The sequence below is a fragment of the Mesorhizobium sp. LSHC412B00 genome, assembly GCF_000503035.1.
Lineage (GTDB): Bacteria > Pseudomonadota > Alphaproteobacteria > Rhizobiales > Rhizobiaceae > Mesorhizobium.
The window spans coordinates 227,746-248,270 of record NZ_AYWB01000009.1; the positions used below are offsets into that span (position 1 = coordinate 227,746).

General features: G+C 62.1%; 31 protein-coding genes and 2 pseudogenes. All 33 read right to left on the reverse strand.

The window, feature by feature from the left end; all coding sequences use genetic code 11:
* Positions 1–30: 30 nt before the first annotated feature.
* Complete coding sequence (locus X757_RS146425) at positions 31–1,011, reverse strand: RluA family pseudouridine synthase (protein WP_023726804.1); 981 nt, start codon at positions 1,009–1,011, stop codon at positions 31–33.
* A 133-nt stretch (positions 1,012–1,144) separates the two neighbouring features.
* Positions 1,145–1,519 carry a fluoride efflux transporter CrcB gene (gene crcB, locus X757_RS146420; protein ID WP_023726805.1) on the reverse strand — a complete coding sequence of 125 codons (375 nt, stop codon included), beginning with the start codon at positions 1,517–1,519 and terminating at the stop codon, positions 1,145–1,147.
* A gap of 53 nt (positions 1,520–1,572) precedes the next feature.
* Positions 1,573–2,403, reverse strand: coding sequence for an aspartyl/asparaginyl beta-hydroxylase domain-containing protein (locus tag X757_RS146415; RefSeq protein ID WP_023726806.1), 831 nt, complete (start codon positions 2,401–2,403; stop codon positions 1,573–1,575).
* Positions 2,404–2,586: 183 nt separating this feature from the next.
* Positions 2,587–3,897, reverse strand: a complete 1,311-nt coding sequence (locus X757_RS146410) for a replication-associated recombination protein A (protein WP_023726807.1) — start codon at positions 3,895–3,897, stop codon at positions 2,587–2,589.
* A gap of 47 nt (positions 3,898–3,944) precedes the next feature.
* Positions 3,945–5,438, reverse strand: coding sequence for a DegQ family serine endoprotease (locus tag X757_RS146405; RefSeq protein ID WP_023726808.1), 1,494 nt, complete (start codon positions 5,436–5,438; stop codon positions 3,945–3,947).
* A gap of 197 nt (positions 5,439–5,635) precedes the next feature.
* A complete protein-coding gene (gene rplQ / locus X757_RS146400; RefSeq protein ID WP_023682598.1) occupies positions 5,636–6,067 on the reverse strand; it encodes a 50S ribosomal protein L17 in 432 nt (143 codons plus the stop codon).
* A 105-nt stretch (positions 6,068–6,172) separates the two neighbouring features.
* Positions 6,173–7,183 carry a DNA-directed RNA polymerase subunit alpha gene (locus X757_RS146395; RefSeq protein ID WP_023682599.1) on the reverse strand — a complete coding sequence of 337 codons (1,011 nt, stop codon included), beginning with the start codon at positions 7,181–7,183 and terminating at the stop codon, positions 6,173–6,175.
* Positions 7,184–7,285: 102 nt separating this feature from the next.
* Positions 7,286–7,675 (reverse strand): 30S ribosomal protein S11, encoded by a 390-nt coding sequence (gene rpsK / locus X757_RS146390; RefSeq protein WP_006205444.1) that lies wholly within the window; start codon positions 7,673–7,675, stop codon positions 7,286–7,288.
* Positions 7,676–7,802: 127 nt separating this feature from the next.
* Entirely contained in the window at positions 7,803–8,171 is a 369-nt protein-coding gene (gene rpsM, locus X757_RS146385; RefSeq protein ID WP_006205445.1) for a 30S ribosomal protein S13, read from the reverse strand.
* A 211-nt stretch (positions 8,172–8,382) separates the two neighbouring features.
* Positions 8,383–8,991 (reverse strand): adenylate kinase, encoded by a 609-nt coding sequence (locus X757_RS146380; RefSeq protein ID WP_023726809.1) that lies wholly within the window; start codon positions 8,989–8,991, stop codon positions 8,383–8,385.
* Positions 8,988–10,328, reverse strand: coding sequence for a preprotein translocase subunit SecY (gene secY / locus X757_RS146375; RefSeq protein ID WP_023672761.1), 1,341 nt, complete (start codon positions 10,326–10,328; stop codon positions 8,988–8,990). The genes X757_RS146380 and secY overlap by 4 nt, the downstream gene beginning before the upstream one ends.
* Before the next feature lie 257 nt (positions 10,329–10,585).
* Positions 10,586–11,056 (reverse strand): 50S ribosomal protein L15, encoded by a 471-nt coding sequence (gene rplO / locus X757_RS146370; RefSeq protein ID WP_023672760.1) that lies wholly within the window; start codon positions 11,054–11,056, stop codon positions 10,586–10,588.
* A gap of 22 nt (positions 11,057–11,078) precedes the next feature.
* Complete coding sequence (gene rpmD, locus X757_RS146365) at positions 11,079–11,276, reverse strand: 50S ribosomal protein L30 (protein WP_006205449.1); 198 nt, start codon at positions 11,274–11,276, stop codon at positions 11,079–11,081.
* Positions 11,277–11,300: 24 nt separating this feature from the next.
* The gene (rpsE, locus tag X757_RS146360; protein WP_006333394.1) at positions 11,301–11,864 is read right to left on the reverse strand and encodes a 30S ribosomal protein S5; all 564 of its coding nucleotides are present in this window, start codon (positions 11,862–11,864) and stop codon (positions 11,301–11,303) included.
* An 87-nt stretch (positions 11,865–11,951) separates the two neighbouring features.
* Positions 11,952–12,311 (reverse strand): 50S ribosomal protein L18, encoded by a 360-nt coding sequence (gene rplR, locus X757_RS146355; protein ID WP_023726810.1) that lies wholly within the window; start codon positions 12,309–12,311, stop codon positions 11,952–11,954.
* Between the two features lie 140 nt (positions 12,312–12,451).
* Positions 12,452–12,985 (reverse strand): 50S ribosomal protein L6, encoded by a 534-nt coding sequence (gene rplF, locus X757_RS146350; protein ID WP_023682603.1) that lies wholly within the window; start codon positions 12,983–12,985, stop codon positions 12,452–12,454.
* Between the two features lie 41 nt (positions 12,986–13,026).
* A complete protein-coding gene (gene rpsH, locus X757_RS146345) occupies positions 13,027–13,425 on the reverse strand; it encodes a 30S ribosomal protein S8 (protein ID WP_006205453.1) in 399 nt (132 codons plus the stop codon).
* A 12-nt stretch (positions 13,426–13,437) separates the two neighbouring features.
* Complete coding sequence (rpsN, locus tag X757_RS146340; RefSeq protein WP_010909282.1) at positions 13,438–13,743, reverse strand: 30S ribosomal protein S14; 306 nt, start codon at positions 13,741–13,743, stop codon at positions 13,438–13,440.
* A gap of 27 nt (positions 13,744–13,770) precedes the next feature.
* The gene (gene rplE, locus X757_RS146335) at positions 13,771–14,370 is read right to left on the reverse strand and encodes a 50S ribosomal protein L5 (RefSeq protein WP_023672755.1); all 600 of its coding nucleotides are present in this window, start codon (positions 14,368–14,370) and stop codon (positions 13,771–13,773) included.
* A complete protein-coding gene (rplX, locus tag X757_RS146330; RefSeq protein ID WP_013531428.1) occupies positions 14,363–14,677 on the reverse strand; it encodes a 50S ribosomal protein L24 in 315 nt (104 codons plus the stop codon). The genes rplE and rplX overlap by 8 nt, the downstream gene beginning before the upstream one ends.
* A gap of 12 nt (positions 14,678–14,689) precedes the next feature.
* The gene (gene rplN, locus X757_RS146325) at positions 14,690–15,058 is read right to left on the reverse strand and encodes a 50S ribosomal protein L14 (protein WP_006205457.1); all 369 of its coding nucleotides are present in this window, start codon (positions 15,056–15,058) and stop codon (positions 14,690–14,692) included.
* A 72-nt stretch (positions 15,059–15,130) separates the two neighbouring features.
* The gene (gene rpsQ, locus X757_RS146320; protein WP_010909280.1) at positions 15,131–15,370 is read right to left on the reverse strand and encodes a 30S ribosomal protein S17; all 240 of its coding nucleotides are present in this window, start codon (positions 15,368–15,370) and stop codon (positions 15,131–15,133) included.
* Positions 15,371–15,381: 11 nt separating this feature from the next.
* A complete protein-coding gene (gene rpmC, locus X757_RS146315) occupies positions 15,382–15,582 on the reverse strand; it encodes a 50S ribosomal protein L29 (RefSeq protein WP_006205459.1) in 201 nt (66 codons plus the stop codon).
* A 13-nt stretch (positions 15,583–15,595) separates the two neighbouring features.
* Positions 15,596–16,009 (reverse strand): 50S ribosomal protein L16, encoded by a 414-nt coding sequence (gene rplP, locus X757_RS146310; RefSeq protein ID WP_006205460.1) that lies wholly within the window; start codon positions 16,007–16,009, stop codon positions 15,596–15,598.
* 26 nt (positions 16,010–16,035) lie between these two features.
* On the reverse strand, positions 16,036–16,761 hold the full coding sequence (gene rpsC, locus X757_RS146305) for a 30S ribosomal protein S3 (RefSeq protein WP_023672753.1): 726 nt from the start codon (positions 16,759–16,761) through the stop codon (positions 16,036–16,038).
* Positions 16,761–17,150 carry a 50S ribosomal protein L22 gene (gene rplV / locus X757_RS146300; protein ID WP_006205462.1) on the reverse strand — a complete coding sequence of 130 codons (390 nt, stop codon included), beginning with the start codon at positions 17,148–17,150 and terminating at the stop codon, positions 16,761–16,763. The genes rpsC and rplV overlap by 1 nt, the downstream gene beginning before the upstream one ends.
* A 2-nt stretch (positions 17,151–17,152) precedes the next feature.
* Positions 17,153–17,431: a 30S ribosomal protein S19 gene (gene rpsS, locus X757_RS146295; protein WP_006205463.1), complete on the reverse strand. Its 279-nt coding sequence runs from the start codon at positions 17,429–17,431 to the stop codon at positions 17,153–17,155.
* Positions 17,432–17,447: 16 nt separating this feature from the next.
* Positions 17,448–18,211, reverse strand: a pseudogene (gene rplB / locus X757_RS146290) (50S ribosomal protein L2).
* A 23-nt stretch (positions 18,212–18,234) separates the two neighbouring features.
* Positions 18,235–18,528 carry a 50S ribosomal protein L23 gene (locus X757_RS146285; protein WP_023672751.1) on the reverse strand — a complete coding sequence of 98 codons (294 nt, stop codon included), beginning with the start codon at positions 18,526–18,528 and terminating at the stop codon, positions 18,235–18,237.
* Positions 18,525–19,145, reverse strand: a complete 621-nt coding sequence (rplD, locus tag X757_RS146280; protein WP_023672750.1) for a 50S ribosomal protein L4 — start codon at positions 19,143–19,145, stop codon at positions 18,525–18,527. Before rplD ends, X757_RS146285 begins: the two co-directional genes overlap by 4 nt.
* Positions 19,145–19,873 (reverse strand): 50S ribosomal protein L3, encoded by a 729-nt coding sequence (rplC, locus tag X757_RS146275; protein ID WP_023682606.1) that lies wholly within the window; start codon positions 19,871–19,873, stop codon positions 19,145–19,147. The genes rplD and rplC overlap by 1 nt, the downstream gene beginning before the upstream one ends.
* Positions 19,874–19,934: 61 nt before the next feature.
* Complete coding sequence (gene rpsJ / locus X757_RS146270; RefSeq protein ID WP_010909272.1) at positions 19,935–20,243, reverse strand: 30S ribosomal protein S10; 309 nt, start codon at positions 20,241–20,243, stop codon at positions 19,935–19,937.
* Positions 20,244–20,312: 69 nt separating this feature from the next.
* Positions 20,313–20,525 (reverse strand): annotated as a pseudogene (tuf, locus tag X757_RS146265) (elongation factor Tu); the annotation flags it as partial.

A 20,525-nucleotide genomic window follows, 5' to 3' on the forward strand; every position in this document is an offset into this window, starting at 1 on the left:
GGCGATCCAATGCCGAGGCAACGGCCAATGTCAGTCCTCCGCGCTGGCGTCGTCGAAGCCGATCAGGTTCCAGCTCTGGCGCATATGCGGCGGCATCGGCGCGGTGACGTCGATGATGCCCTTGTCCGGGTGCGGAATGACGATGCGGCGCGCATGCAGATGCAGGCGGTTCTGAATGCCGCCCGGAAAGTCCCAGTTGGTGTCGGCCTCGAAATATTTGGGGTCGCCGAGGATCGGGCAGCCGATATAGGCGGCATGAACGCGCAGCTGGTGGGTGCGGCCAGTGTACGGCTCCATTTCCAGCCAAGTCATCGTCTGAGCCGCCTGCTCGATGATGCGATAGTAGGACACGGCGTGGTCGGCGCCCTTTTCGCCATGGGCTGCTACGCGCACGCGGTCGCCGTCCTCGGTCGGCTCCTTGATCAGCCAGGTCGAGATCTTGTCCTCACGCTTGGGCGGGACGCCCTTGACCAGCGCCCAATAGGTCTTCTTGGTCTCGCGCGCCCGGAATGACTCGGAAAGCTTCATCGCCGCAAGCCTGGTGCGGGCAACCACCAGCACGCCCGACGTGTCGCGGTCGAGCCGGTGCACCAGGCGCGGCTTCTCGCCCTTCTGGCTGCGCCAGGCCTCCAGCATGTCGTCGACATTGCGGGTGACGCCCGAGCCGCCTTGCACCGCCAGGCCCGCCGGCTTGTTGAAGACGAAGACTTTTGGATCTTCGTGGATCAGCATCTTGGCCAGCACATCGGCGTCGCCCTGGTTGCGGATCGAGTAACCCGTAAGCGCACTCTCGCCCTTCTTGTCGACCTCGAGCGGCGGCACACGCACCACCTGGCCGGGCTCGACACGGCTGTCGGCCTTGACCCGGCCGCCATCGACGCGGATCTGGCCCGAGCGCAGCAACTTCTGCAGATGGCCAAAGCCGAGACCGGGGAAATGGGTCTTGAACCAGCGATCGAGCCGCATGCCCGCCTCGCCGGCCTCCACCGTGATCTGTTCTACGCCTGCCATGATTTTCGCTTTATCCGTTTCTAACGCGTGACCCCGAAAATCTACTCCGGCTTTCGGAAAGGATCATGCGCAAGATCAAAGTTTCTGCAGCGCGTCCAGGAGGATGCGCCGTGCTCTAGGCCGGGCAATAACACTATGAAACGGTTCTTGCGAGCCAAAGTCCCAGAAACAGGGCGATAATGGCGCCAACGACGCTGGCAAGCGCATATCCCAACGCCGGCAGCGTCGCTCCGCGCTCCCACAGGGTCGCGAAATCGAGCGAAAAGGCGGAGAAGGTGGTGAAGCCGCCAAGGATGCCCGTGGCGACGAACAGCCGGAGCTCATTGGAACCGCCGCGCCGCATCAGCGCGGCGACGAACAGCCCCATAACAAAGGAGCCGAGGATGTTGATCGCCATTGTCCCCCAGGGGTAGTTGGGGCCGACGAGGCGCAAGGCGCCGATGTTGGTCAGGTGGCGGATGCCGGCGCCGATGCCGCCGCCGACCACAACAAGAAGCAGATTGAACATGCCCGTTTACTGCCCGGCCAAGGCAGTGCGGTCAATCCCTTCAGGCCAACGCCTCAGGTCGTCTCGACCTTCTTTGCCTTGCTCGAGCCGATCATCTTCCAGTTCTTGTAGAACATGGAATTGACGCGCTCGACGGTGACCGAAACGATGGCGAGAAGTCCGGCGATGAAGCCGGGGAACGGCGACGGGCGGATTATGTCCATGAACACGCAGTAGCGGCGTCCGTCATACTCGTTGACCGAGCGGTGCAGCAGCGTGTCGTCGAATATATAGAGCGGGTTGTCGTGCCAGTAATTCCTGGCGCCGTTGCATTCGACGAAAACCTCTGCCTTCACCGGCAAGAGATTGTAGAGGATGCGCAGGCTGAGCCGGAGCGGTCCGAAATGCCAGGAAGTCGATTCCTTGCCTCTGAAGACAGACACGGCAATGGTCTTGATGTATTTGAAATCCTTGTTGAATTCCGCGACATTGTCGATCCGGTGCTTGCCGTACCACTGATAGACATACATGCCGCGACGACCGGTGCCGAAATTGGCGTCGATATCGGCGATGATCTCGTCCTTGCGCGCCTTGAAGACGTCAAGAACCTCGTTGACCTCGCGCTGATAATCGGCGGGAAACTGCTCCAGCTTCCACACGCCCGGGTTCCTGTAGCAAACGAGGTCCACCAGCAGATTGAAGGGCGACAGCAGCCAGGTGAAGATGCCATTGCCGAGGAAATAGCCGCGCAACAGCGACAGATCCTTGTTGGCGTTGCGCAGCACATCGATCAGGCCGCAGACGATCCAGATCGTGGTCAGGATCGGAATGAAATAGAAGCCGAGCGCGAGCAGCGGGACAGCAATCACAGCCTGGCGAAGCGTTTTGCGAAGGGATTTTGTCATTTTCTGTTCGCGCGGCGCGCTGTCCCCGTTCCGAATTATCGCCCGTCCTGGCAGCCTCCCGGCCGAGTCATGCGACGTGATAGGGCTTTTTGTCATGCGGTACAATCACACTGCTGTGACTGGCGGGGACAGAATTTCAGTTCATCGCGGGCAGGCCGAGTTCGTCACGTTTGTCCCGCGCACCTATTTTTCCCGCTCGCTGCGCAGCTTTGCCCAATAGTCCAGCCGTTTCTTGATATCGCGCTCGAAACCGCGTTCGGGCGGATCGTAAAAGGTCTGCCGGCCCATCTTTTCGGGGAAATAGTCCTGGCCGGAAAAGGCATCGGGCTGGTCGTGATCGTAGCGGTACCCGGCGCCGTAATCCTCCTCTTTCATCAGCTTGGTCGGCGCGTTGAGGATGTGCTTGGGCGGCAGCAGCGAACCGAACTCCTTCGCCGCCCGCGTGGCTGCCTTGAAGGCGTTATAGACGGCGTTGGATTTGGGCGCGGTGGCGAGATAGACGGTGGCCTCGGCGAAGGCCAGTTCGCCTTCGGGCGAGCCGAGATAGTCGTAGGCGTCCTTGGCGGCGTTGGCGATAACCAGCGCCTGCGGGTCGGCCAGCCCGATATCCTCCATCGCCATGCGCACCAGCCGGCGGCCGAGATAGAGCGGATCCTCGCCGGCGTCGAACATGCGGGCAAGATAATAAAGCGCCGCGTCCGGGTCGGACCCACGCACCGATTTGTGCAGCGCCGAGATCAGATTGTAGTGACCGTCCTGGCCCTTGTCATAGATCGGCGCGCGGCGCTGGACGATGCGCTGCAGCCCTTCGGGATCGAAAACCTCGCCGGGTTTGGCGGCGCGCCAGACTTCCTCGGCCAGCGTCAGCGAGGCCCGGCCGTCACCATCGCTCATGCGGATGAGCATCGCCCGCGCCTGTTCGTCGAGCGGCAGCGCCCTGCCCTCCGTCTCCTCCGCGCGCGTCATCAGCTTGGCGATGCTCTCCTCGCCCAGCGAGTGAAACACCAGTACCCGCGCGCGCGACAAAAGCGCGGCGTTCAGCTCGAAGGACGGATTTTCGGTCGTGGCGCCAACCAGCACGACGGTGCCGTCCTCCATGACCGGGAGAAACGAATCCTGCTGGGCGCGGTTGAAGCGATGGATCTCGTCGACGAACAGCAGCGTCTGGCGGCCATTGGTGCGACGCAGCTTTGCCGCCTCGAACACTTTCTTCAAATCGGCAACGCCGGAAAACACCGCTGAGATCTGCTCGAAGGCAAGGCTGGTCTCGCCGGCCAGCAGCCGCGCCACGGTGGTCTTGCCGGTGCCGGGTGGCCCCCAGAAAATCATCGAGCCGAGCGAACCGGAGTTGATGAGCCGCGTCAGTGCGCCGTCCGGCCCGGTCAAATGCTCCTGGCCGACGACCTCGCCAAGATTTTTCGGGCGCAGCCGATCGGCCAAAGGCCGGCCGGGCGGCGCTCTTTCCGGTTCATCGACGCTGAACAGATCGGCCATCTAGGTCTTCTGGTTGGAGCACGATCCTCAGAAATGGGAAGATCGCCTCAGTAACGCAACACCTGGCGCAGTATCTGCCCGCCGCGCTCGACGGTAAAGCGCCACCAGCGTGTATCCTGCTGGGCAAGCTGCGCCAGTGTCGCCGCCGTATCGACCGTCGTGCCGTTCACCTCGCGCACGATGTCGCCCGGCTGGAAGCCGAAATCGGCGGCCGGCGAATCGCGGTTGATGTCGACCACGGTGACGCCCTTGAGGTCGGTGCGCAGGCCGAGGCGCTGGGCGAGCCTGGGCGACAGTTCCGCGACGTTGGCGCCGGAAAACGGGCTGCGGCCATGCAGCGTCACTTCCGAAGCCTTGGCTCCTTCCGGCGCGCGCTCCAGTGCGATCTCCATCGTCGCCTGCTGGCCCTTGCTCAGGATGGCGAAGGTCGCCTTGGTGCCGATCGACAGGGTCGCCATGCGGTAATCCAGCGCCTCGATGCCTTCGACCGTCGTGCCATTGAGCTGCAGCACGACATCGCCGGGCTTCAGCCCTGCCTTGGCCGCCGGTCCGGCTTCCTCAACCGACGACACCAGCGCGCCGGTCGGCTTCTCCATGCCGAGCGATTCGGCGATCTGCGGTGTGACCGCTTCGAACTCGGCGCCTATATAAGGCCGCTCGAAGAAATCGAGCCCGGCCTTGGCCGCGTCGGCGAAGGCGCGCACCATGTTGGCCGGGATGGCAAAGCCGATGCCGATCGAGCCGCCGCTGCGGCTGTAGATGGCGGTGTTGATGCCGACCAGCTGGCCGCCCATGTTGATCAGCGCGCCGCCGGAATTGCCGGGATTGATGGCGGCGTCGGTCTGGATGAAGTAGCCCGAATCCGAAACGCCGATATGGCTGCGGGCAAGCGCCGACACGATGCCGCTGGTGGTGGTCTGGCCGACGCCGAACGGATTGCCGATGGCCAGCACCAGGTCGCCGACCTCGAGCGCGTCGGAATCGCCGATGGCGATCACCGGAAAGGGCTTGTCGGAGTTGATCTTGAGCACGGCGAGGTCAAGCGTCTCGTCCTTGAGCATGACCTTCGAGGTGAATTCGCGCCCGTCGGCGGTCGCGACCTTGACCTCGTCGGCATCCTTGATCACGTGGAAATTGGTGACGACGACGCCGCTTGGATCGACCAGCACGCCCGAGCCGAGCGAGGATTGCGCGCGCGGCTGCGCGCGGCCGAAGAATTCCTCGAAGAAAGGATCGCCGTCGAAGGGCGACGTGACCTTGGCCGTCTGCGAAGCATAGACATTGACCACCGCCGGCGCCGTCTGCTTGACCAGGGGCGCAAACGACAGCTGTACCTCTTCGCGGCCGAACGGCACGCGCTTGTCGGGACCGGAGGTGCCGTTCTCGCCTTCGACGCCATGCAGGAGGTCGGTCAGCACATCGGAGAGCCCCGGATCGGCTGGCTTGGCGGCGTCCTCGGCCAGAGCCTGCCTGACTGTCGGCGCGGCTGCGAACGCCATCATGGCGAAGAGCAGAACAAGAGACAGTCGGTTGGCGCGCATTCGCGAATCCTCCAAGGCAAGTTCGGGGGCATTGTCCCGACGATTGTGCAGAATGAAAGGCTAATGCACTGAAATGCGGCGATTGTCGTGCAAAAGCACTTGGCCGGCAGGCAAAAAAGCCTGGCGAAGCATGCCCTCGCGACAATGCAAAAAAGGGGCCCGAAGGCCCCTTGAAGTCATTCCTGAAAAACCGAGCCTTATGCGGCAGCGGCTTCCTCGTCGGTGCCTTCGGCCTCGATGCGGGCGCGGTCGCCGGCGCCCTTGGCCGAGGTGTCGCGATCGACGAACTCGATGACTGCCATGGCGGCATTGTCGCCGTGGCGGAAGCCGGCCTTCATGATGCGCAGATAGCCGCCATTGCGGGTGGCGTAGCGCGGCGCGATGGTGTCGAACAGACGCTTGACGACGCCTTCATTGCCGATCTGGGCAATGACCTGGCGGCGCGCATGCAGGTCGCCGCGCTTGCCGAGCGTCACCAGCTTCTCGACGATCGGACGCAAATCCTTCGCCTTCGGCAGGGTGGTGACGATCTGTTCGTGTTCGAGCAGCGACACGGCGAGGTTGGCGAACATCGACTTGCGATGGCTAATGCTTCGGGCGAAGCGGCGGCCTTTAAAACCGTGGCGCATGGCTCTTTTCCTTCTTCAGTTGTTCAAGAGGCCGTGGCCTCTGATGGTTTTCCGCATGACCGTCGGATCGAGCGGCCCACGCCGCCGATCCTTGGAAATTCATGCTCAATATTGGTCTTCGTAACGCTTGGCGAGGTCTTCGATGTTTTCCGGCGGCCAGTCCGGCACTTCCATGCCGAGGTGCAGGCCCATCGCCGCGAGCACTTCCTTGATCTCGTTCAGCGACTTGCGGCCGAAGTTCGGGGTGCGCAGCATCTCGGCTTCGGTTTTCTGGATAAGATCGCCGATATAGACGATGTTGTCGTTCTTCAGGCAGTTGGCCGAACGCACCGAAAGCTCGAGTTCGTCCACCTTCTTGAGCAGCGCCGGGTTGAAGGCGAGCTCTGTGACGGCCTCGGTGGCGACTTCCTTCTGCGGCTCGTCGAAATTGACGAACAGGCCAAGCTGGTCCTGCAGGATGCGGGCAGCGAAAGCCACCGCGTCCTCCCCCGAGATCGAACCGTCGGTCTCGATAGTCATGGTCAGCTTGTCATAGTCGAGAACCTGGCCCTCGCGGGTGTTCTCGACCTTGTAGGAGACCTTCTTGACCGGCGAATACAGGCTGTCGACCGGGATCAGGCCGATCGGCGCGTCTTCGGCGCGGTTGCGGTCGGCCGGCACGTAACCCTTGCCGGTGTCGACGGTGAATTCCATGCGGATTTCAGCGCCCTCGTCCAGCGTGCAGATGACGTGGTCGGGGTTGAGGATCTCGACGTCGCCAACCGTCTGGATGTCGCCAGCCAGAACCGCACCCGGGCCCTGCTTGCGAACGACCATGCGCTTGGGACCATCGCCTTCCATGCGGATGGCGATTTCCTTGATGTTGAGGACGATGTCGGTCACGTCCTCACGCACGCCGGCAATCGACGAGAATTCATGCAGAACGCCGTCGATCTGCACGGCGGTGACAGCCGCACCGCGCAGCGAAGACAAAAGCACGCGGCGCAGCGCGTTGCCGAGCGTCAGGCCGAAGCCACGCTCGAGCGGCTCGGCGACCAGCGTGGTCAGCGTCTTCTTCTTCGACGAGAACTCGATCTTGTTCGGCTTGATCAGTTCCTGCCAATTTTTCTGGATCATGATGCTTTCCTTCCGTTGACCCGCCACCATCCAATCGTGGCGGGCGACCTGGAGTGCCGTGGAGGAGCGCCTTGAGGCGCTCACGCGGCGTTCGGTAATGTCTTAGACGCGGCGCTTCTTGCGCGGGCGGCAGCCATTGTGCGGGATCGGCGTCACATCACGGATCGAGGTGATGGTGAAGCCGGCCGCCTGCAGGGCGCGAAGCGCCGATTCACGACCGGAGCCGGGTCCGCAGACCTCGACTTCGAGCATGCGCATGCCGTGTTCCTGGGCCTTCTTGGCGACGTCTTCGGCAGCCATCTGGGCGGCGAACGGGGTCGACTTGCGCGAACCCTTGAAGCCCTGGGCACCGGCCGACGACCAGGCAATGGAATTGCCCTGCGCGTCGGTGATGGTGATCATCGTGTTGTTGAAGGTCGAATTGACGTGGGCAACGCCCGACGAGATGTTCTTGCGTTCGCGACGGCGAACACGAGCGGCTTCCTTGGCCATGATAGTCCTTTCAGTTGATCTCTACACCGCCGTAATGCCAGCGGCTCCACCTTTGAAAGCGAGTAGTGAGCAGGGACCAGCGAATAGGGAACCCCTACTCGCTAATGGCTACTCGCTATTCGCTCACTTACTTCTTCTTGCCTGCAATCGACTTGGCCGGGCCCTTGCGGGTGCGTGCATTGGTGTGCGTGCGCTGGCCGCGAACCGGCAGCGAACGGCGGTGACGCAGACCGCGGTAGCAGCCGAGGTCCATGAGACGCTTGATGTTCATCGACACTTCGCGGCGCAGGTCGCCTTCGACCTGGTAGTCGCGGTCGATGGTCTCGCGGATCTGCAGCACTTCCGCGTCCGTCAGCTGGTTGACGCGGCGCTCGGCCGGGATGCCGACCTTGTCGACGATCTCCTGGGCGAACTTCTTGCCAATGCCGTGAATGTACTGAAGCGCAATGACGACGCGCTTGTTGGTCGGAATGTTGACGCCGGCTATACGAGCCATATTCTTCTCTTCTCCATGTGGGACCGGCCGGCCTTCAAAACAAGGCATGCGCGGCGCTGTTCAAATTACCCCGCGTCCGGTGGAGGCCGGCCCTTGCGGGAGTTCCCTAGTTTCAATGCGGCTGCCTTGCCCTTGCGGACAAGCAAGCCTCATGCCTGATAGGAAGACGGGCCGCCATAACCCAGCGAACCGTTCCAGTCAAGCGCAATCTTTACTTTGCCGTAACGGTTTCCCGCGTCACCGCCGCGAGCAGCGCTTCAATCTCCGCCGTCACGGTCTCGACAGGGGCCATGCCGTCGACACTCCTAAGCGAGCGTTTGGCATAATAATAGCCGATCAGCGGCGCGGTCTTCTTGTAATATTCCCGCAGGCGCTCTTCGAACACCACCGGATTGTCGTCCTTGCGCACCGGCTGTCCGGCGGCCTTGGCGTCGTCGGCGCGCTTGACGATGCGGCCGACCAGCGCTTTGTCGTCGACGACGAACTCGATCACGGCATCGAGGCCAATGCCGCGCTCGGCGAGCATCGATTCAACCGCATCAGCCTGCACCAGCGTGCGCGGATAGCCGTCGAGAATGAAACCGTTGATGCAATCGGGCTGATCGATGCGCTCGGCCACGATGGCGTTGACGATGGCGTCGGAAACCAGCTCGCCGGCATCCATCACCGCCTTGGCGCGCTTGCCGACTTCGGTGCCGGCCTGCACGGCCGCCCGCAGCATGTCACCCGTCGACAGCTGCGGTATGCCGTATTTTTCTACCAGTCTTTGTGCTTGCGTCCCCTTGCCCGCTCCTGGCGGCCCAAGCAATATCAATCTCATCTGGCCTTCTTCCCCCCGCGCAGCTTCGACTTCTTGATCAGGCCCTCATACTGGTGCGCGATCAGGTGACCCTGGATCTGCGCCACCGTATCGAGGGTTACACTGACCACGATCAGAAGCGATGTGCCACCGAGGTAGAATGGTACGCCAGTCGCCGAAATCAGGAACTCGGGCAGCAGGCACACCAGCACCAGATAGATGGCGCCGACGACGGTGATGCGCGTCAGGACATAGTCGATGTAATCGGCGGTGCGCTCACCCGGACGGTAGCCCGGAATGAAGCCGGAATGCTTCTTGAGCTGGTCGGCGGTGTCCTTCGGATTGAACACGATGGCCGTGTAGAAGAAGGCGAAGAACACGATCATTGCCGCATAGAACAGCATGTAGAGCGGCTGGCCGTGGCCGAGCGAGGCGAGCACGGTGCTTGCCCAGGCCGGCAGGTTTGTCGTCTGCGAGAAGCCGGCGACCGTTGCCGGCAGCAAAAGCAGCGACGACGCGAAGATCGGCGGAATGACGCCCGACGTGTTGAGCTTCAGCGGCAGATGCGAGGTATCGCCCTGGAACATGCGGTTGCCGACCTGGCGCTTCGGATACTGGATCAGCAGGCGGCGCTGCGCGCGCTCGAAGAACACGATCAGCGCGATGACGATGATAGCCAGCACGATGATCGCGAGTATCAGCCCGGTCGATAGGGCGCCGGTGCGGCCGAGCTCCAGCGTGCCGGAGATGGCGCGCGGCAGGCCGGCGACGATGCCGGAAAAGATGATCAGCGAAATGCCGTTGCCGATGCCGCGGGCGGTGATCTGCTCGCCCAGCCACATCAGGAACATGGTTCCGCCAACCAGCGTGACGACGGTCGAGATGCGGAAGAACATGCCGGGATCATTGACGATGCCGTTGCCGCCTTCCAGGCCCACCGAAATGCCGTAGGCCTGCACCAGCGCCAGGAGTACCGTGCCGTAGCGCGTGTACTGGTTGATGACCTTGCGGCCCTGCTCGCCTTCCTTTTTCAGCGCTTCCAGCGACGGAATGACCGAGGTCATCAGCTGCATGATGATGGAGGCTGAGATGTAAGGCATGATGCCGAGCGCGAAGATCGCCATGCGCTGCACGGCGCCGCCGGCGAACATGTTGAACATGCCGAGCACGCCCTTGGCCTGCGAAGAGAAGGCCTGCGCGAATGCATCCGGATTGATGCCGGGCAGCGGGATATAGGTGCCGAGGCGATAGACGAGCAGCGCGCCGACGGTGAACCAGATTCGCTTCTTCAGGTCCTCCGCCTTGGCGAAAGCCGCAAAATTCAGATTCGAGGCTAGTTGTTCAGCAGCCGAAGCCATGCCTGATTCTCCGCTAGAGCATGATGCCGAAAAGTGTGAAGCGGTTTTCGGACAACGTCATGCGCTACTTCTTTGATTTGTATGTCACGCTCGATGCCCGCAGCTCAGGCGGCGCGTGGCACCGAAGCTCACGAAATAAGCTCCGGGCTCTAAACATGCAAGCGGCCGCGTTGACGCGGCCGCCTAATTGATCGGATCAAAGCGCAATCGTGAACAAAAACGGATACCGTTCCTGCCGACCGCGCTTCAAATTGCCGTTACTCCGCTGCCGCTTCCGGCAGCTTGACCGAACCGCCGGCCTTTTCGATCTTCTCGATCGCGGCCTTGGAGGCGCCGGCGACGTCGAAGGCAAGCTTTGCCTTGAGCTCGCCGTCCGAGAGGATGCGCACGCCGTCCTTGACGCGGCGGATGACGCCGGCGGCGACGAGTGCCTCGGCCGTCACGGTCGCCTTGGCGTCGAGCTTCTTGGCATCGAGCGCCGTCTGGATACGAGCCAGCGACACGACGACAAAGCTCTTGGCGAAGATGTTATTGAAGCCACGCTTCGGCAGGCGCCGATAGAGCGGCATCTGGCCGCCCTCGAAGCCGTTGATGGCAACGCCGGAGCGCGCCTTCTGGCCCTTGACGCCGCGACCGCCGGTCTTGCCCGAGCCGGAGCCGATGCCACGGCCGAGACGCTTCTTGGAGTGCGTCGCGCCGTCCTTGTCACGCAGATCGTTGAGTTTCATCTGGGTTCTCCTGCGCTTTTGCTCAGCCCTCGTCCACGACGCGGACGAGATGCTGGACGGCAGCGATCATGCCGCGCACCGAGGGAGTGTCCTCCAGCGTGCGCTGCTTGTGCATCTTGTTGAGGCCGAGGCCGACCAGCGTTGCGCGCTGTTCCTTCGGGCGGCGGATCGGCGAACCGATCTGCTCAACGGTGATGGTCTTGGTTGCTTTCTTGGCCATGGTCAAAATCCCTGGTCAGATCGACTATTCTTCAGCCGCAACGGCGGTGCCGCGGCGGGCCTGAAGGGTCGAATACTTGATGCCGCGTGCAGCAGCCACATCCTTGGGATGCATCTGGCTCTTCAGCGCGTCGAATGTGGCACGAACCATGTTGTAGGGGTTCGACGAACCCATCGACTTGGCGACCACGTCATGCATGCCGAGCGTCTCGAAGACAGCGCGCATCGGGCCGCCGGCGATGATGCCGGTACCCTGCTTGGCAGCGCGCAGCAGCACGCGTCCGGCGCCCCAGCGTCCTTCGACGTCGTGGTGCAGCGTGCGGCCCGAGCGCAGCGGCACGAAAATCATGTCGCGCTTGGCCGACTCAGTTGCCTTGCGGATCGCTTCCGGCACTTCGCGCGCCTTGCCGTGACCGAAGCCGACGCGGCCCTTCTGGTCGCCGACGACGACGAGTGCTGCAAAACCGAAGCGACGGCCGCCCTTGACGACCTTGGCGACGCGGTTGATGTGGACGAGCTTGTCCACCATCCCGTCATCGCGTTCTTCACGATCGCGGCCGCGGCCGCCATCCCTACGTTCCTGTGCCATATCCTGTTCCTTGTTTTTTTCCGGAAGCACGGTTGCTGATAAGATCCGGCACCTCTGTGGGTTGCCGGGGGCGAAGTCTTTTTAGAATTAGAAGCTCAAACCGCCTTCACGGGCAGCCTCGGCCAGCGCCTTGACGCGGCCGTGATAGATGTAGGCGCCGCGGTCGAAGACAACTTCCTTGACGCCGGCCTTGGTGGCGCGCTCGGCGATCAGCTTGCCGATCGCAGCCGCAGCCTCGGTGTCGGCACCGGTCTTGAGCGAACCCTTGATGTCCTTCTCGAGCGTCGATGCAGCCGCGATGGTGTGGCCCTTGGCGTCGTCGATGACCTGCACGTAAATGTTCTTCGACGTGCGGTGGACCGAAAGACGCGGGCGCTCGCCGGCGACCTTCTTGATCTGACGGCGAACGCGGTGCGCGCGGCGCTGGATGGATTCCTTGGTAGCCATGATAGTCTTCCTTGCCTTCAAAAAACGGGGGCCGCCATGTGCGGTAGGCGAAAGCGCCTCCCGCGACCGCTCCCCGCGGCGTTGCACTTCTTTGGCTTGGCCTTTTCCGAAAAGTCTGCAACTTTTCGGGGCCAGGCCTACTACTTCTTCTTGCCTTCCTTGCGGACGATCTTCTCGCCGGCATAGCGGACACCCTTGCCCTTGTAGGGCTCGGGACCGCGATACTCGCGAATCTCGGCGGCAACCTGGCCGACCTGCTGCTTGTCGATGCCGGTCACGGTGATTTCCGTCGGCTTCGGCACAGTGATCGTGATGCCGGCCGGCGTCTCGTAAACGACGTCGTGGCTGAAGCCAAGCGCCAGCTGCAGGTTCTTGCCCTGAAGTGCCGCGCGATAGCCGACGCCGGTGATCTCGAGCTTCTTCTCGAAACCGTCCTTGACGCCCTGCAGGATGTTGACGATCTGCGTGCGCGACATGCCCCACTTGGAGCGGGCGGTCTTGGTCTGGTCGCGCGGCTGGACAGCGATTTCGCTGCCTTCCATCTTGACCAGCACTTCGTCGTTCACCACGAACTTCAGCTCGCCCTTGGGGCCCTTCGCCGTCACGGTCTGGCCGTTGACGGTCGCGGTCACGCCCTGCGGCAGCGAAACGGGTTTCTTTCCAATACGAGACATTTGGTTGTCCTCGTCACTTCTCTTGTTTCAGGTCTGCCGAATTAGAAAATCTGGCAGAGGATTTCGCCGCCGACATTCTGTTCGCGTGCTTCGTGATCGGCCATCACGCCCTTCGGCGTCGAAAGGATGGCGATGCCGAGGCCGTTGGCGACGTGCGGGATCGACTTGGCCGAAACGTAAACGCGGCGGCCAGGCTTCGAGACGCGGGCGATTTCGCGCACGACCGGAGCACCGTCGAAATACTTCAGCTCGATTTCGATTTCGGACTTGCCGTTGTCGAAGTCGGTCTGGCTGTAGTCGCGGATATAGCCTTCAGCCTTCAGCACGTCGAGGACGCGGGTACGCAGGCGCGACGCCGGCGTCGAAACGCTCGACTTCTTACGGCCATACGCGTTGCGGATGCGGGTCAGCATATCGCCGAGAGGATCGCTCAATGACATGTTATGTCCTCCTTACCAGCTCGACTTGACCAGGCCCGGGATCTGGCCGTTATTGCCGAGATCACGAAGCGCGATGCGCGATACTTTGAGCTTGCGATAATAGGCGCGCGGACGGCCGGTAACTTCGCAGCGGTTGCGGATGCGGATCTTGGCCGAGTTGCGCGGCAGGGCAGCAAGCTTCAGCTGAGCGCGGAAACGCTCTTCCATCGGCTTGGACTGGTCCATGATGATCGCCTTGAGCGCTGCGCGCTTGGGACCGTACTGGTCGGCAAGCTTGCGGCGCCTGTTGTTCTTCTCGACTGAGCTGGTCTTTGCCATTTCAGATTTTTCCTTTTCTCGCTGCCGTTACTGGCGGAAGGGGAAGTTGAAGGCCTTGAGCAATGCCCTGGCTTCGTCGTCCGTCTTCGCAGTCGTACAAACGATGACGTCCATGCCCCAGATCTGATCAACCTTGTCGTAGTTGATCTCCGGGAACACGATGTGTTCCTTGATGCCCATGGCGTAGTTGCCACGGCCATCGAAGCTCTTCGGATTCAGTCCGCGAAAGTCGCGGACGCGCGGCAGTGCGATGTTCACGAGACGGTCGAGGAACTCGTACATGCGTTCCTTGCGCAGCGTGACCTTGGCGCCGATCGGCATCTTCTCGCGGACCTTGAAGCCGGCGATCGAATTACGGGCGCGGGTGACGACGGCCTTCTGGCCGGCGATCATCGCCAGGTCTTCGGCCGCGATCGAAGGCTTCTTCGAATCCGCGGTCGCTTCGCCGACGCCCATGTTCAGCACGATCTTGTCGATGCGCGGAACCTGCATCTCGTTCTCGTAGCCGAACTGCTCCTGCAGCGCCTTGCGGATGGTCTCGTTGTAGACCTGCTTGAGGCGCGGCGTGTTCTGGGCCTTGGACTGTTTGCTTTCAGCCTTGGGCTTCGTGGTTTGAGCCTTAGCCATTGATGACTTCTCCCGAGCGCTTGGCGACGCGCACCTTCTTGCCGTCCTTCTGGAAGATGAAGCCGACGCGGGTCGGCTTGCCATCCTTGGGGTCGGCCAGCGCGATGTTCGACAGCTGGATCGGCGCTTCCTTGGTGATGATCCCGCCCTCTTGGGACTGGGACTGCTTCTGGTGACGACGGATCATGTTGACGCCGCGCACCAGCGCGGTGTCTTCCTTCGGCTGAACCGAGAGGACTTCGCCCGAACGGCCCTTGTCCTTGCCGGCCAGCACGACGACCTTGTCGCCTTTTCTAATCTTTTGCATTGGTCCGGCTCCTTACAGCACTTCAGGCGCGAGCGAGATGATCTTCATGTGGTTCTTGGCGCGGAGTTCGCGCGGAACCGGTCCGAAGATACGCGTGCCGATCGGCTCTTTCTTGTTGTCGACGAGAACGGCCGCGTTCTTGTCGAAACGGATCACGCTGCCGTCCGGGCGGCGGATGTCCTTGGCCGTGCGAACCACGACCGCCTTCATCACATCGCCCTTCTTAACGCGGCCGCGCGGAATGGCTTCCTTGATCGACACCACGATGATGTCGCCTACGGAAGCGTATTTCCGCTTCGAGCCGCCCAGCACCTTGATGCACATGACACGACGGGCGCCGGAATTATCCGCGACGTCGAGGTTTGTTTGCATCTGAATCATGACTGGCCGCCTTCTTCTCTTCTAACGGGACGGGCTCAAAGCCCCTCCCCGGTCTGTCCAAAATTCGGTTTGTTACGCCTGGTCCGAAGACACGACGATCCAGCGCTTGTCCTTGGAAATCGGCTTCGATTCCTGGATGAACACCTGATCGCCGACCTTGTGGGCGTTGTTCTCGTCGTGCGCCTTGTACTTCTTGGTCATGCGCACGGTCTTCTTCATCACGGGATGCGTGAAGCGCCGTTCGACCTTGACGACTACCGTCTTCTCGTTCTTGTCGCTGACGACAGTGCCCTGCAGAATGCGCTTTGGCATGATTTTCGTCCTTAAGCCTTCTTGGCCGCGGACTTTTCCGCAGCGATGGTCTTGATACGCGCAATGTCCTTGCGAACCTGCCGCACGCGCGCGGTCTTCTCGAGCTGGCCGGTGGCCTTCTGGAAGCGCAGGTTGAACTGCTCCTTCTTCAGGCTGGCCAGATCGTCGGTCAGCTGGTCCTGGGTCTTGGTCCGGATGTCTTCGGCTTTCATGATCAGCCCGTCCTTATTCTGCGATGCGCTGTACGAAGCGCGTCCTGACCGAGAGCTTGGCCGCGCCGAGACGCAGCGCCTCACGGGCGGTTTCTTCGTTGACGCCGTCGATCTCGAACATGATGCGGCCCGGCTTGACGCGCGCCGCCCAGTAATCGACAGCGCCCTTGCCCTTGCCCATGCGCACTTCGGTCGGCTTCGACGTCACCGGCACATCAGGGAAAATACGGATCCACACGCGGCCGGCACGCTTCATCTCACGAGTGATCGCGCGGCGGGCCGCCTCGATCTCACGCGCGGTGACGCGGTTCGGCTCAAGCGCCTTCAGCCCGAAACCACCAAAATCCAGGTTGGTGCCGCCCTTTGCGGTACCATGGATACGGCCCTTGAACTGCTTGCGGAACTTTGTGCGCTTTGGCTGCAGCATCGTTCTAACTCCAAATTCCTAAATAATCAGGCGTTTTCGCGACGACGACCGCGTTCGCGATCGCCACCACCGCCATGCGCAGCATCACCCTCGGTCGCGCGACGCTCCGAAGCCATCGGATCGTGCTCGAGGATTTCGCCCTTGAACACCCAGACCTTGACGCCGCAGATGCCGTAAGCCGTATGCGCTTCGGCCGTGCCGTAGTCGACATCGGCGCGCAGCGTATGCAGCGGCACGCGGCCTTCTCGGTACCATTCCATGCGCGCAATCTCGGCGCCGCCGAGACGGCCGGCGCAGTTGATGCGGATGCCTTCGGCGCCCAGGCGCATCGCCGACTGAACGGCGCGCTTCATGGCGCGGCGGAACGCGATACGACGCTCGAGCTGCTGGGCGATCGACTGGGCGACCAGGGTCGCGTCGATTTCCGGCTTGCGCACTTCAACGATGTTCAAGTGCGTCTCGGACTTCGTCATCTCCATCAGCTTCTTGCGAAGCTTTTCGATGTCGGCGCCCTTCTTGCCGATGATCAGGCCCGGGCGCGCCGCATGGATGGTGACGCGGCACTTCTTGTGCGGGCGCTCGATCACGACCTTCGAAATCGCAGCCTGCTTGAGTTCCTTTTCAAGATATTTGCGGATCTTGATGTCCTCATGCAGCAGTTTGCCGTACTCGCCGGTGTTCGCGAACCAGCGCGAATCCCAGGTGCGGTTGATGCCGAGGCGCAGACCGATCGGATTGACTTTCTGGCCCATTATGCGGCCTCCCCTTTTTCTTCGACTTCACGAACGACGATCGTGAGGTGCGAGAACGGCTTTTCTATACGGCTGGCGCGACCGCGGCCACGAGCATGGAACCGCTTCATGACGATCGACTTGCCGACATAGGCTTCCGCCACGATCAGCGCATCGACGTCAAGGTCGTGGTTGTTTTCCGCGTTGGCGATCGCCGATTCCAGCGTCTTCTTGACCGTGCCGGAAATCCGCTTGGCCGAGAATTCGAGATCGGAAAGCGCTGTCGCGACCTTCTTGCCGCGGATCAGCGCGGCAACCAGGTTCAGCTTCTGCGGGCTGATACGGATCGTGCGCAGAACGGCGCGCGCTTCGTTGTCAGCAAGCCTGCGCGGAGCTTTGGCCTTGCCCATGATTATTTCCTCTTCGCCTTCTTATCCGCGCCGTGACCGTAATAGGTCCGGGTCGGAGCGAATTCACCGAACTTGTGACCGACCATGTCCTCGTTCACCGAGACGGGAACATGCTTCTGGCCGTTGTAGACACCGAAGGTGAAGCCGACGAACTGCGGCAGGATGGTGGAGCGACGGCTCCACATCTTGATCACCTCATTGCGACCACCTTCACGAACCTTGTCCACCTTCTTGAGAAGGTAGCCGTCGATGAAGGGGCCTTTCCAAATAGAACGAGTCACTTGGCGTTACCTCTTCTTAGCTCTTGCGCTGATGGCGCGAGCGCAGGATGAACTTGTCGGTCGCCNGCGGCCTTCACCACCGCCATGCGGATGGTCGACCGGGTTCATGGTCACGCCGCGATTGTGCGGGCGCTTGCCGCGCCAGACCGTGCGGCCGGCCTTGCCGTCGTTGATGTTGCCGTGGTCGGGGTTCGACACGGCGCCGACGGTGGCCATGCAGGAGCCGTGAACGACACGCTGCTCGCCCGAGTTGAGGCGCAGGATCGCCATGCCCTGATCGCGACCGACCAGCTGGCCGTAGCCACCTGCCGAGCGGGCAACCTGGGCGCCCTTGCCCGGCTTCAGCTCGATGTTATGGACGATCGTGCCGACCGGCATCGAGGCCAGCGGCATCGCATTGCCTGGCTTCACGTCGACCGATTCACCGGCCACGATCTTGTCGCCGGCGGCAAGGCGCTGCGGAGCGATGATGTAGGACAGCTCGCCATCGTCATACTTGATCAGCGCGATGAAGGCGGTGCGGTTCGGATCGTATTCAATGCGCTCGACCGTGCCGACGACGTCGAACTTGCGGCGCTTGAAGTCGATGATGCGGTACGAACGCTTGTGACCGCCGCCGATGAAGCGGGCCGTGATGCGGCCGTGATTGTTGCGGCCGCCCGACTTCGTCAGGCCTTCGGTCAGGCCCTTGACGGGCTTGCCCTTGTAGAGGCCCGAGCGGTCGACGATGACCAGCTGGCGGGTGCTCGGCGTTACCGGGTTGAATTTTTTAAGTGCCATGTTTGTTGTCCTCGCGGCCTAGCTCAGAGACCCGTCGCGACGTCGATCGACTGGCCGTCGGCCAGTGTCACAATCGCCTTCTTGACGTCGCTCTGGCGGCCGATCGTGCCGCGGAAGCGCTTGATCTTGCCCTTGCGGACAAGCGTGTTCACGGCCGTAACCTTGACGCCAAACAGCGCTTCGACAGCGGCCTTGATTTCCGGCTTCGACGCCTTCTTGGCGACGTTGAAAACAACCTGGTTGTTCTCGGAAGCCATGGTCGACTTTTCGGTGATCGCCGGCGAGACGATCACGTCGTAATGACGGAGGTCGGTCATTTAAAGCGCTCCTCGAGAGCCTCGACGGCGGCCTTCGAAAGGACCAGCGTGCCGCGGCGCAGAATGTCGTAGACGTTGATGCCCTGGATGGGCAGCACGTCGATGTTCGGGATGTTGGTCGCCGCCAGCTTGAAGTTCTGGTCTAGCTCGGCACCGCCAATCACCAAGGCGTTGGTCAGGCCTAGCGTCGCGAAATTCGCGATCAGCGCCTTCGTCTTGGCCTCGGTCAGCTTCAGCTCGTCGATGATGATGATCGACGCGCTCTTGGCCTTGGCCGAGAGAGCATGCCGCAAGCCCAGAGCGCGCACCTTCTTCGGCAGATCGTGCTCGTGGCTGCGAACGACCGGGCCGTGGGCCTTGCCGCCGCCGCGGAACTGCGGAGCGCGTGCCGAATGGTGACGGGCGCGGCCCGTACCCTTCTGCTTGTACATCTTGGCGCCGGTGCGCGCGATTTCGGCGCGGCCCTTGGCCTTGTGCGTGCCCTGCTGCCGTTTGGCCAGCTGCCAGCGCACGACGCGCTGCAGGATGTCCTCGCGCGGATCAAGGCCGAAAATCTCCTCGGAGAGTTTCACCTTGCCGGCGTCCTTGCCGCCAAGCGTTGTGATCTTGAGATCCATTATTCTGCTCCCTCTGCGGCCGGAGCCTCGTTCTTGGCGCCACTCTCGGCGGCAACGGCGCGGATCGCGGCAGGCTTCGGCGCGTTGGCCGGCAGTGCCACCTTGGCCGCATCGCGGACCAGGATCCAGGCGCCCTTCGATCCGGGAACCGCACCGCGGATCAGGATCAGGCCGCGATCGGCGTCGGTCGAAACGATCTCGACATTCTGTGTGGTGACGCGGGTGTCGCCCATGTGGCCAGCCATATGCTTGCCCTTGAACACTTTGCCCGGGTCCTGACGCTGGCCGGTCGAACCGTGCGTACGGTGCGAAACCGAGTTACCGTGCGTCGCGCGGCCACCACCCATGTGATGGCGCTTGATGACGCCCTGGAAACCCTTGCCGATCGTCGTGCCCGTCACATCGACCTTCTGGCCGGCGACGAAGTGCTCGACGGTGATCTCGGCGCCGACATCGATCATGTTGTCAGCGGAGACGCGGAACTCGGCGACCTTCGCCTTCGGCTCGACGGAAGCGGTCGCGAAATGGCCGCGCATCGCCTTCGACGTGTTCTTCACCTTGGCAAGGCCAACGCCGAGCTGGACGGCGGTATAGCCGTTCTTCTCCTGCGTGCGCTGAGCCACGACCTGGCAGTTCTCCATCTGGAGAACGGTGACGGGAACATGTTCCCCGGCATCATTATAGATGCGGGTCATTCCCACCTTCTTTGCAATCACACCTGAACGCATCGGTTCAATTCCTTTAGAGTTCCGGGCCAGGGGCACCGCCCCTTACCGCGCTCTCATTCCCTTAGAGCTTGATCTCGACGTCGACACCGGCGGCCAGATCGAGCTTCATCAAAGCATCGACCGTCTGCGGGGTCGGATCGACGATGTCGAGCAGACGCTTGTGCGTGCGCATCTCGAACTGCTCGCGGCTCTTCTTGTCGACGTGAGGCGACCGGTTGACCGTGAACTTTTCGATCCGCGTCGGCAGCGGAATGGGGCCGCGGACGTTTGCTCCGGTGCGCTTGGCCGTCGACACGATTTCTTTCGTCGAGGCGTCAAGCACGCGGTGATCAAACGCCTTCAGGCGGATGCGGATATTCTGTCCGTTCATGCGTCACTTCCTTGTTCTGGCGCGGCGCGGGCAAATCCTGCGCCCGCGACAGATCGGTTTAAGTCTAAATTACTCTTTGATGGTGACGACGATGCCGGCACCGACGGTGCGGCCGCCTTCACGGATGGCGAAGCGCAGCTTCTCTTCCATGGCGATCGGCACGATCAGCTCGACATCGACCGTGATGTTGTCGCCGGGCATAACCATCTCCGTGCCTTCCGGCAGCGACACGATGCCGGTCACGTCGGTCGTGCGGAAGTAGAACTGCGGACGGTAGTTGGT

Bases quoted from the DNA above. Each gene is read 5' to 3' on its own strand.
- X757_RS146425 (WP_023726804.1), bottom strand. From the start codon at position 1,011: ATGGCAGGCGTAGAACAGATCACGGTGGAGGCCGGCGAGGCGGGCATG.
- crcB (WP_023726805.1), bottom strand. From the start codon at position 1,519: ATGTTCAATCTGCTTCTTGTTGTGGTCGGCGGCGGCATCGGCGCCGGC.
- X757_RS146415 (WP_023726806.1), bottom strand. From the start codon at position 2,403: ATGACAAAATCCCTTCGCAAAACGCTTCGCCAGGCTGTGATTGCTGTC.
- X757_RS146410 (WP_023726807.1), bottom strand. From the start codon at position 3,897: ATGGCCGATCTGTTCAGCGTCGATGAACCGGAAAGAGCGCCGCCCGGC.
- X757_RS146405 (WP_023726808.1), bottom strand. From the start codon at position 5,438: ATGCGCGCCAACCGACTGTCTCTTGTTCTGCTCTTCGCCATGATGGCG.
- rplQ (WP_023682598.1), bottom strand. From the start codon at position 6,067: ATGCGCCACGGTTTTAAAGGCCGCCGCTTCGCCCGAAGCATTAGCCAT.
- X757_RS146395 (WP_023682599.1), bottom strand. From the start codon at position 7,183: ATGATCCAGAAAAATTGGCAGGAACTGATCAAGCCGAACAAGATCGAG.
- rpsK (WP_006205444.1), bottom strand. From the start codon at position 7,675: ATGGCCAAGGAAGCCGCTCGTGTTCGCCGTCGCGAACGCAAGAACATC.
- rpsM (WP_006205445.1), bottom strand. From the start codon at position 8,171: ATGGCTCGTATAGCCGGCGTCAACATTCCGACCAACAAGCGCGTCGTC.
- X757_RS146380 (WP_023726809.1), bottom strand. From the start codon at position 8,991: ATGAGATTGATATTGCTTGGGCCGCCAGGAGCGGGCAAGGGGACGCAA.
- secY (WP_023672761.1), bottom strand. From the start codon at position 10,328: ATGGCTTCGGCTGCTGAACAACTAGCCTCGAATCTGAATTTTGCGGCT.
- rplO (WP_023672760.1), bottom strand. From the start codon at position 11,056: ATGAAACTCAACGATCTGCGTGACAAGGACGGCGCGACGCACTCCAAG.
- rpmD (WP_006205449.1), bottom strand. From the start codon at position 11,276: ATGGCCAAGAAAGCAACCAAGACCATCACCGTTGAGCAGATCGGTTCG.
- rpsE (WP_006333394.1), bottom strand. From the start codon at position 11,864: ATGGCACAGGAACGTAGGGATGGCGGCCGCGGCCGCGATCGTGAAGAA.
- rplR (WP_023726810.1), bottom strand. From the start codon at position 12,311: ATGGCTACCAAGGAATCCATCCAGCGCCGCGCGCACCGCGTTCGCCGT.
- rplF (WP_023682603.1), bottom strand. From the start codon at position 12,985: ATGTCTCGTATTGGAAAGAAACCCGTTTCGCTGCCGCAGGGCGTGACC.
- rpsH (WP_006205453.1), bottom strand. From the start codon at position 13,425: ATGTCATTGAGCGATCCTCTCGGCGATATGCTGACCCGCATCCGCAAC.
- rpsN (WP_010909282.1), bottom strand. From the start codon at position 13,743: ATGGCAAAGACCAGCTCAGTCGAGAAGAACAACAGGCGCCGCAAGCTT.
- rplE (WP_023672755.1), bottom strand. From the start codon at position 14,370: ATGGCTAAGGCTCAAACCACGAAGCCCAAGGCTGAAAGCAAACAGTCC.
- rplX (WP_013531428.1), bottom strand. From the start codon at position 14,677: ATGCAAAAGATTAGAAAAGGCGACAAGGTCGTCGTGCTGGCCGGCAAG.
- rplN (WP_006205457.1), bottom strand. From the start codon at position 15,058: ATGATTCAGATGCAAACAAACCTCGACGTCGCGGATAATTCCGGCGCC.
- rpsQ (WP_010909280.1), bottom strand. From the start codon at position 15,370: ATGCCAAAGCGCATTCTGCAGGGCACTGTCGTCAGCGACAAGAACGAG.
- rpmC (WP_006205459.1), bottom strand. From the start codon at position 15,582: ATGAAAGCCGAAGACATCCGGACCAAGACCCAGGACCAGCTGACCGAC.
- rplP (WP_006205460.1), bottom strand. From the start codon at position 16,009: ATGCTGCAGCCAAAGCGCACAAAGTTCCGCAAGCAGTTCAAGGGCCGT.
- rpsC (WP_023672753.1), bottom strand. From the start codon at position 16,761: ATGGGCCAGAAAGTCAATCCGATCGGTCTGCGCCTCGGCATCAACCGC.
- rplV (WP_006205462.1), bottom strand. From the start codon at position 17,150: ATGGGCAAGGCCAAAGCTCCGCGCAGGCTTGCTGACAACGAAGCGCGC.
- X757_RS146285 (WP_023672751.1), bottom strand. From the start codon at position 18,528: ATGACCGACCTCCGTCATTACGACGTGATCGTCTCGCCGGCGATCACC.
- rplD (WP_023672750.1), bottom strand. From the start codon at position 19,145: ATGGATCTCAAGATCACAACGCTTGGCGGCAAGGACGCCGGCAAGGTG.
- rplC (WP_023682606.1), bottom strand. From the start codon at position 19,873: ATGCGTTCAGGTGTGATTGCAAAGAAGGTGGGAATGACCCGCATCTAT.
- rpsJ (WP_010909272.1), bottom strand. From the start codon at position 20,243: ATGAACGGACAGAATATCCGCATCCGCCTGAAGGCGTTTGATCACCGC.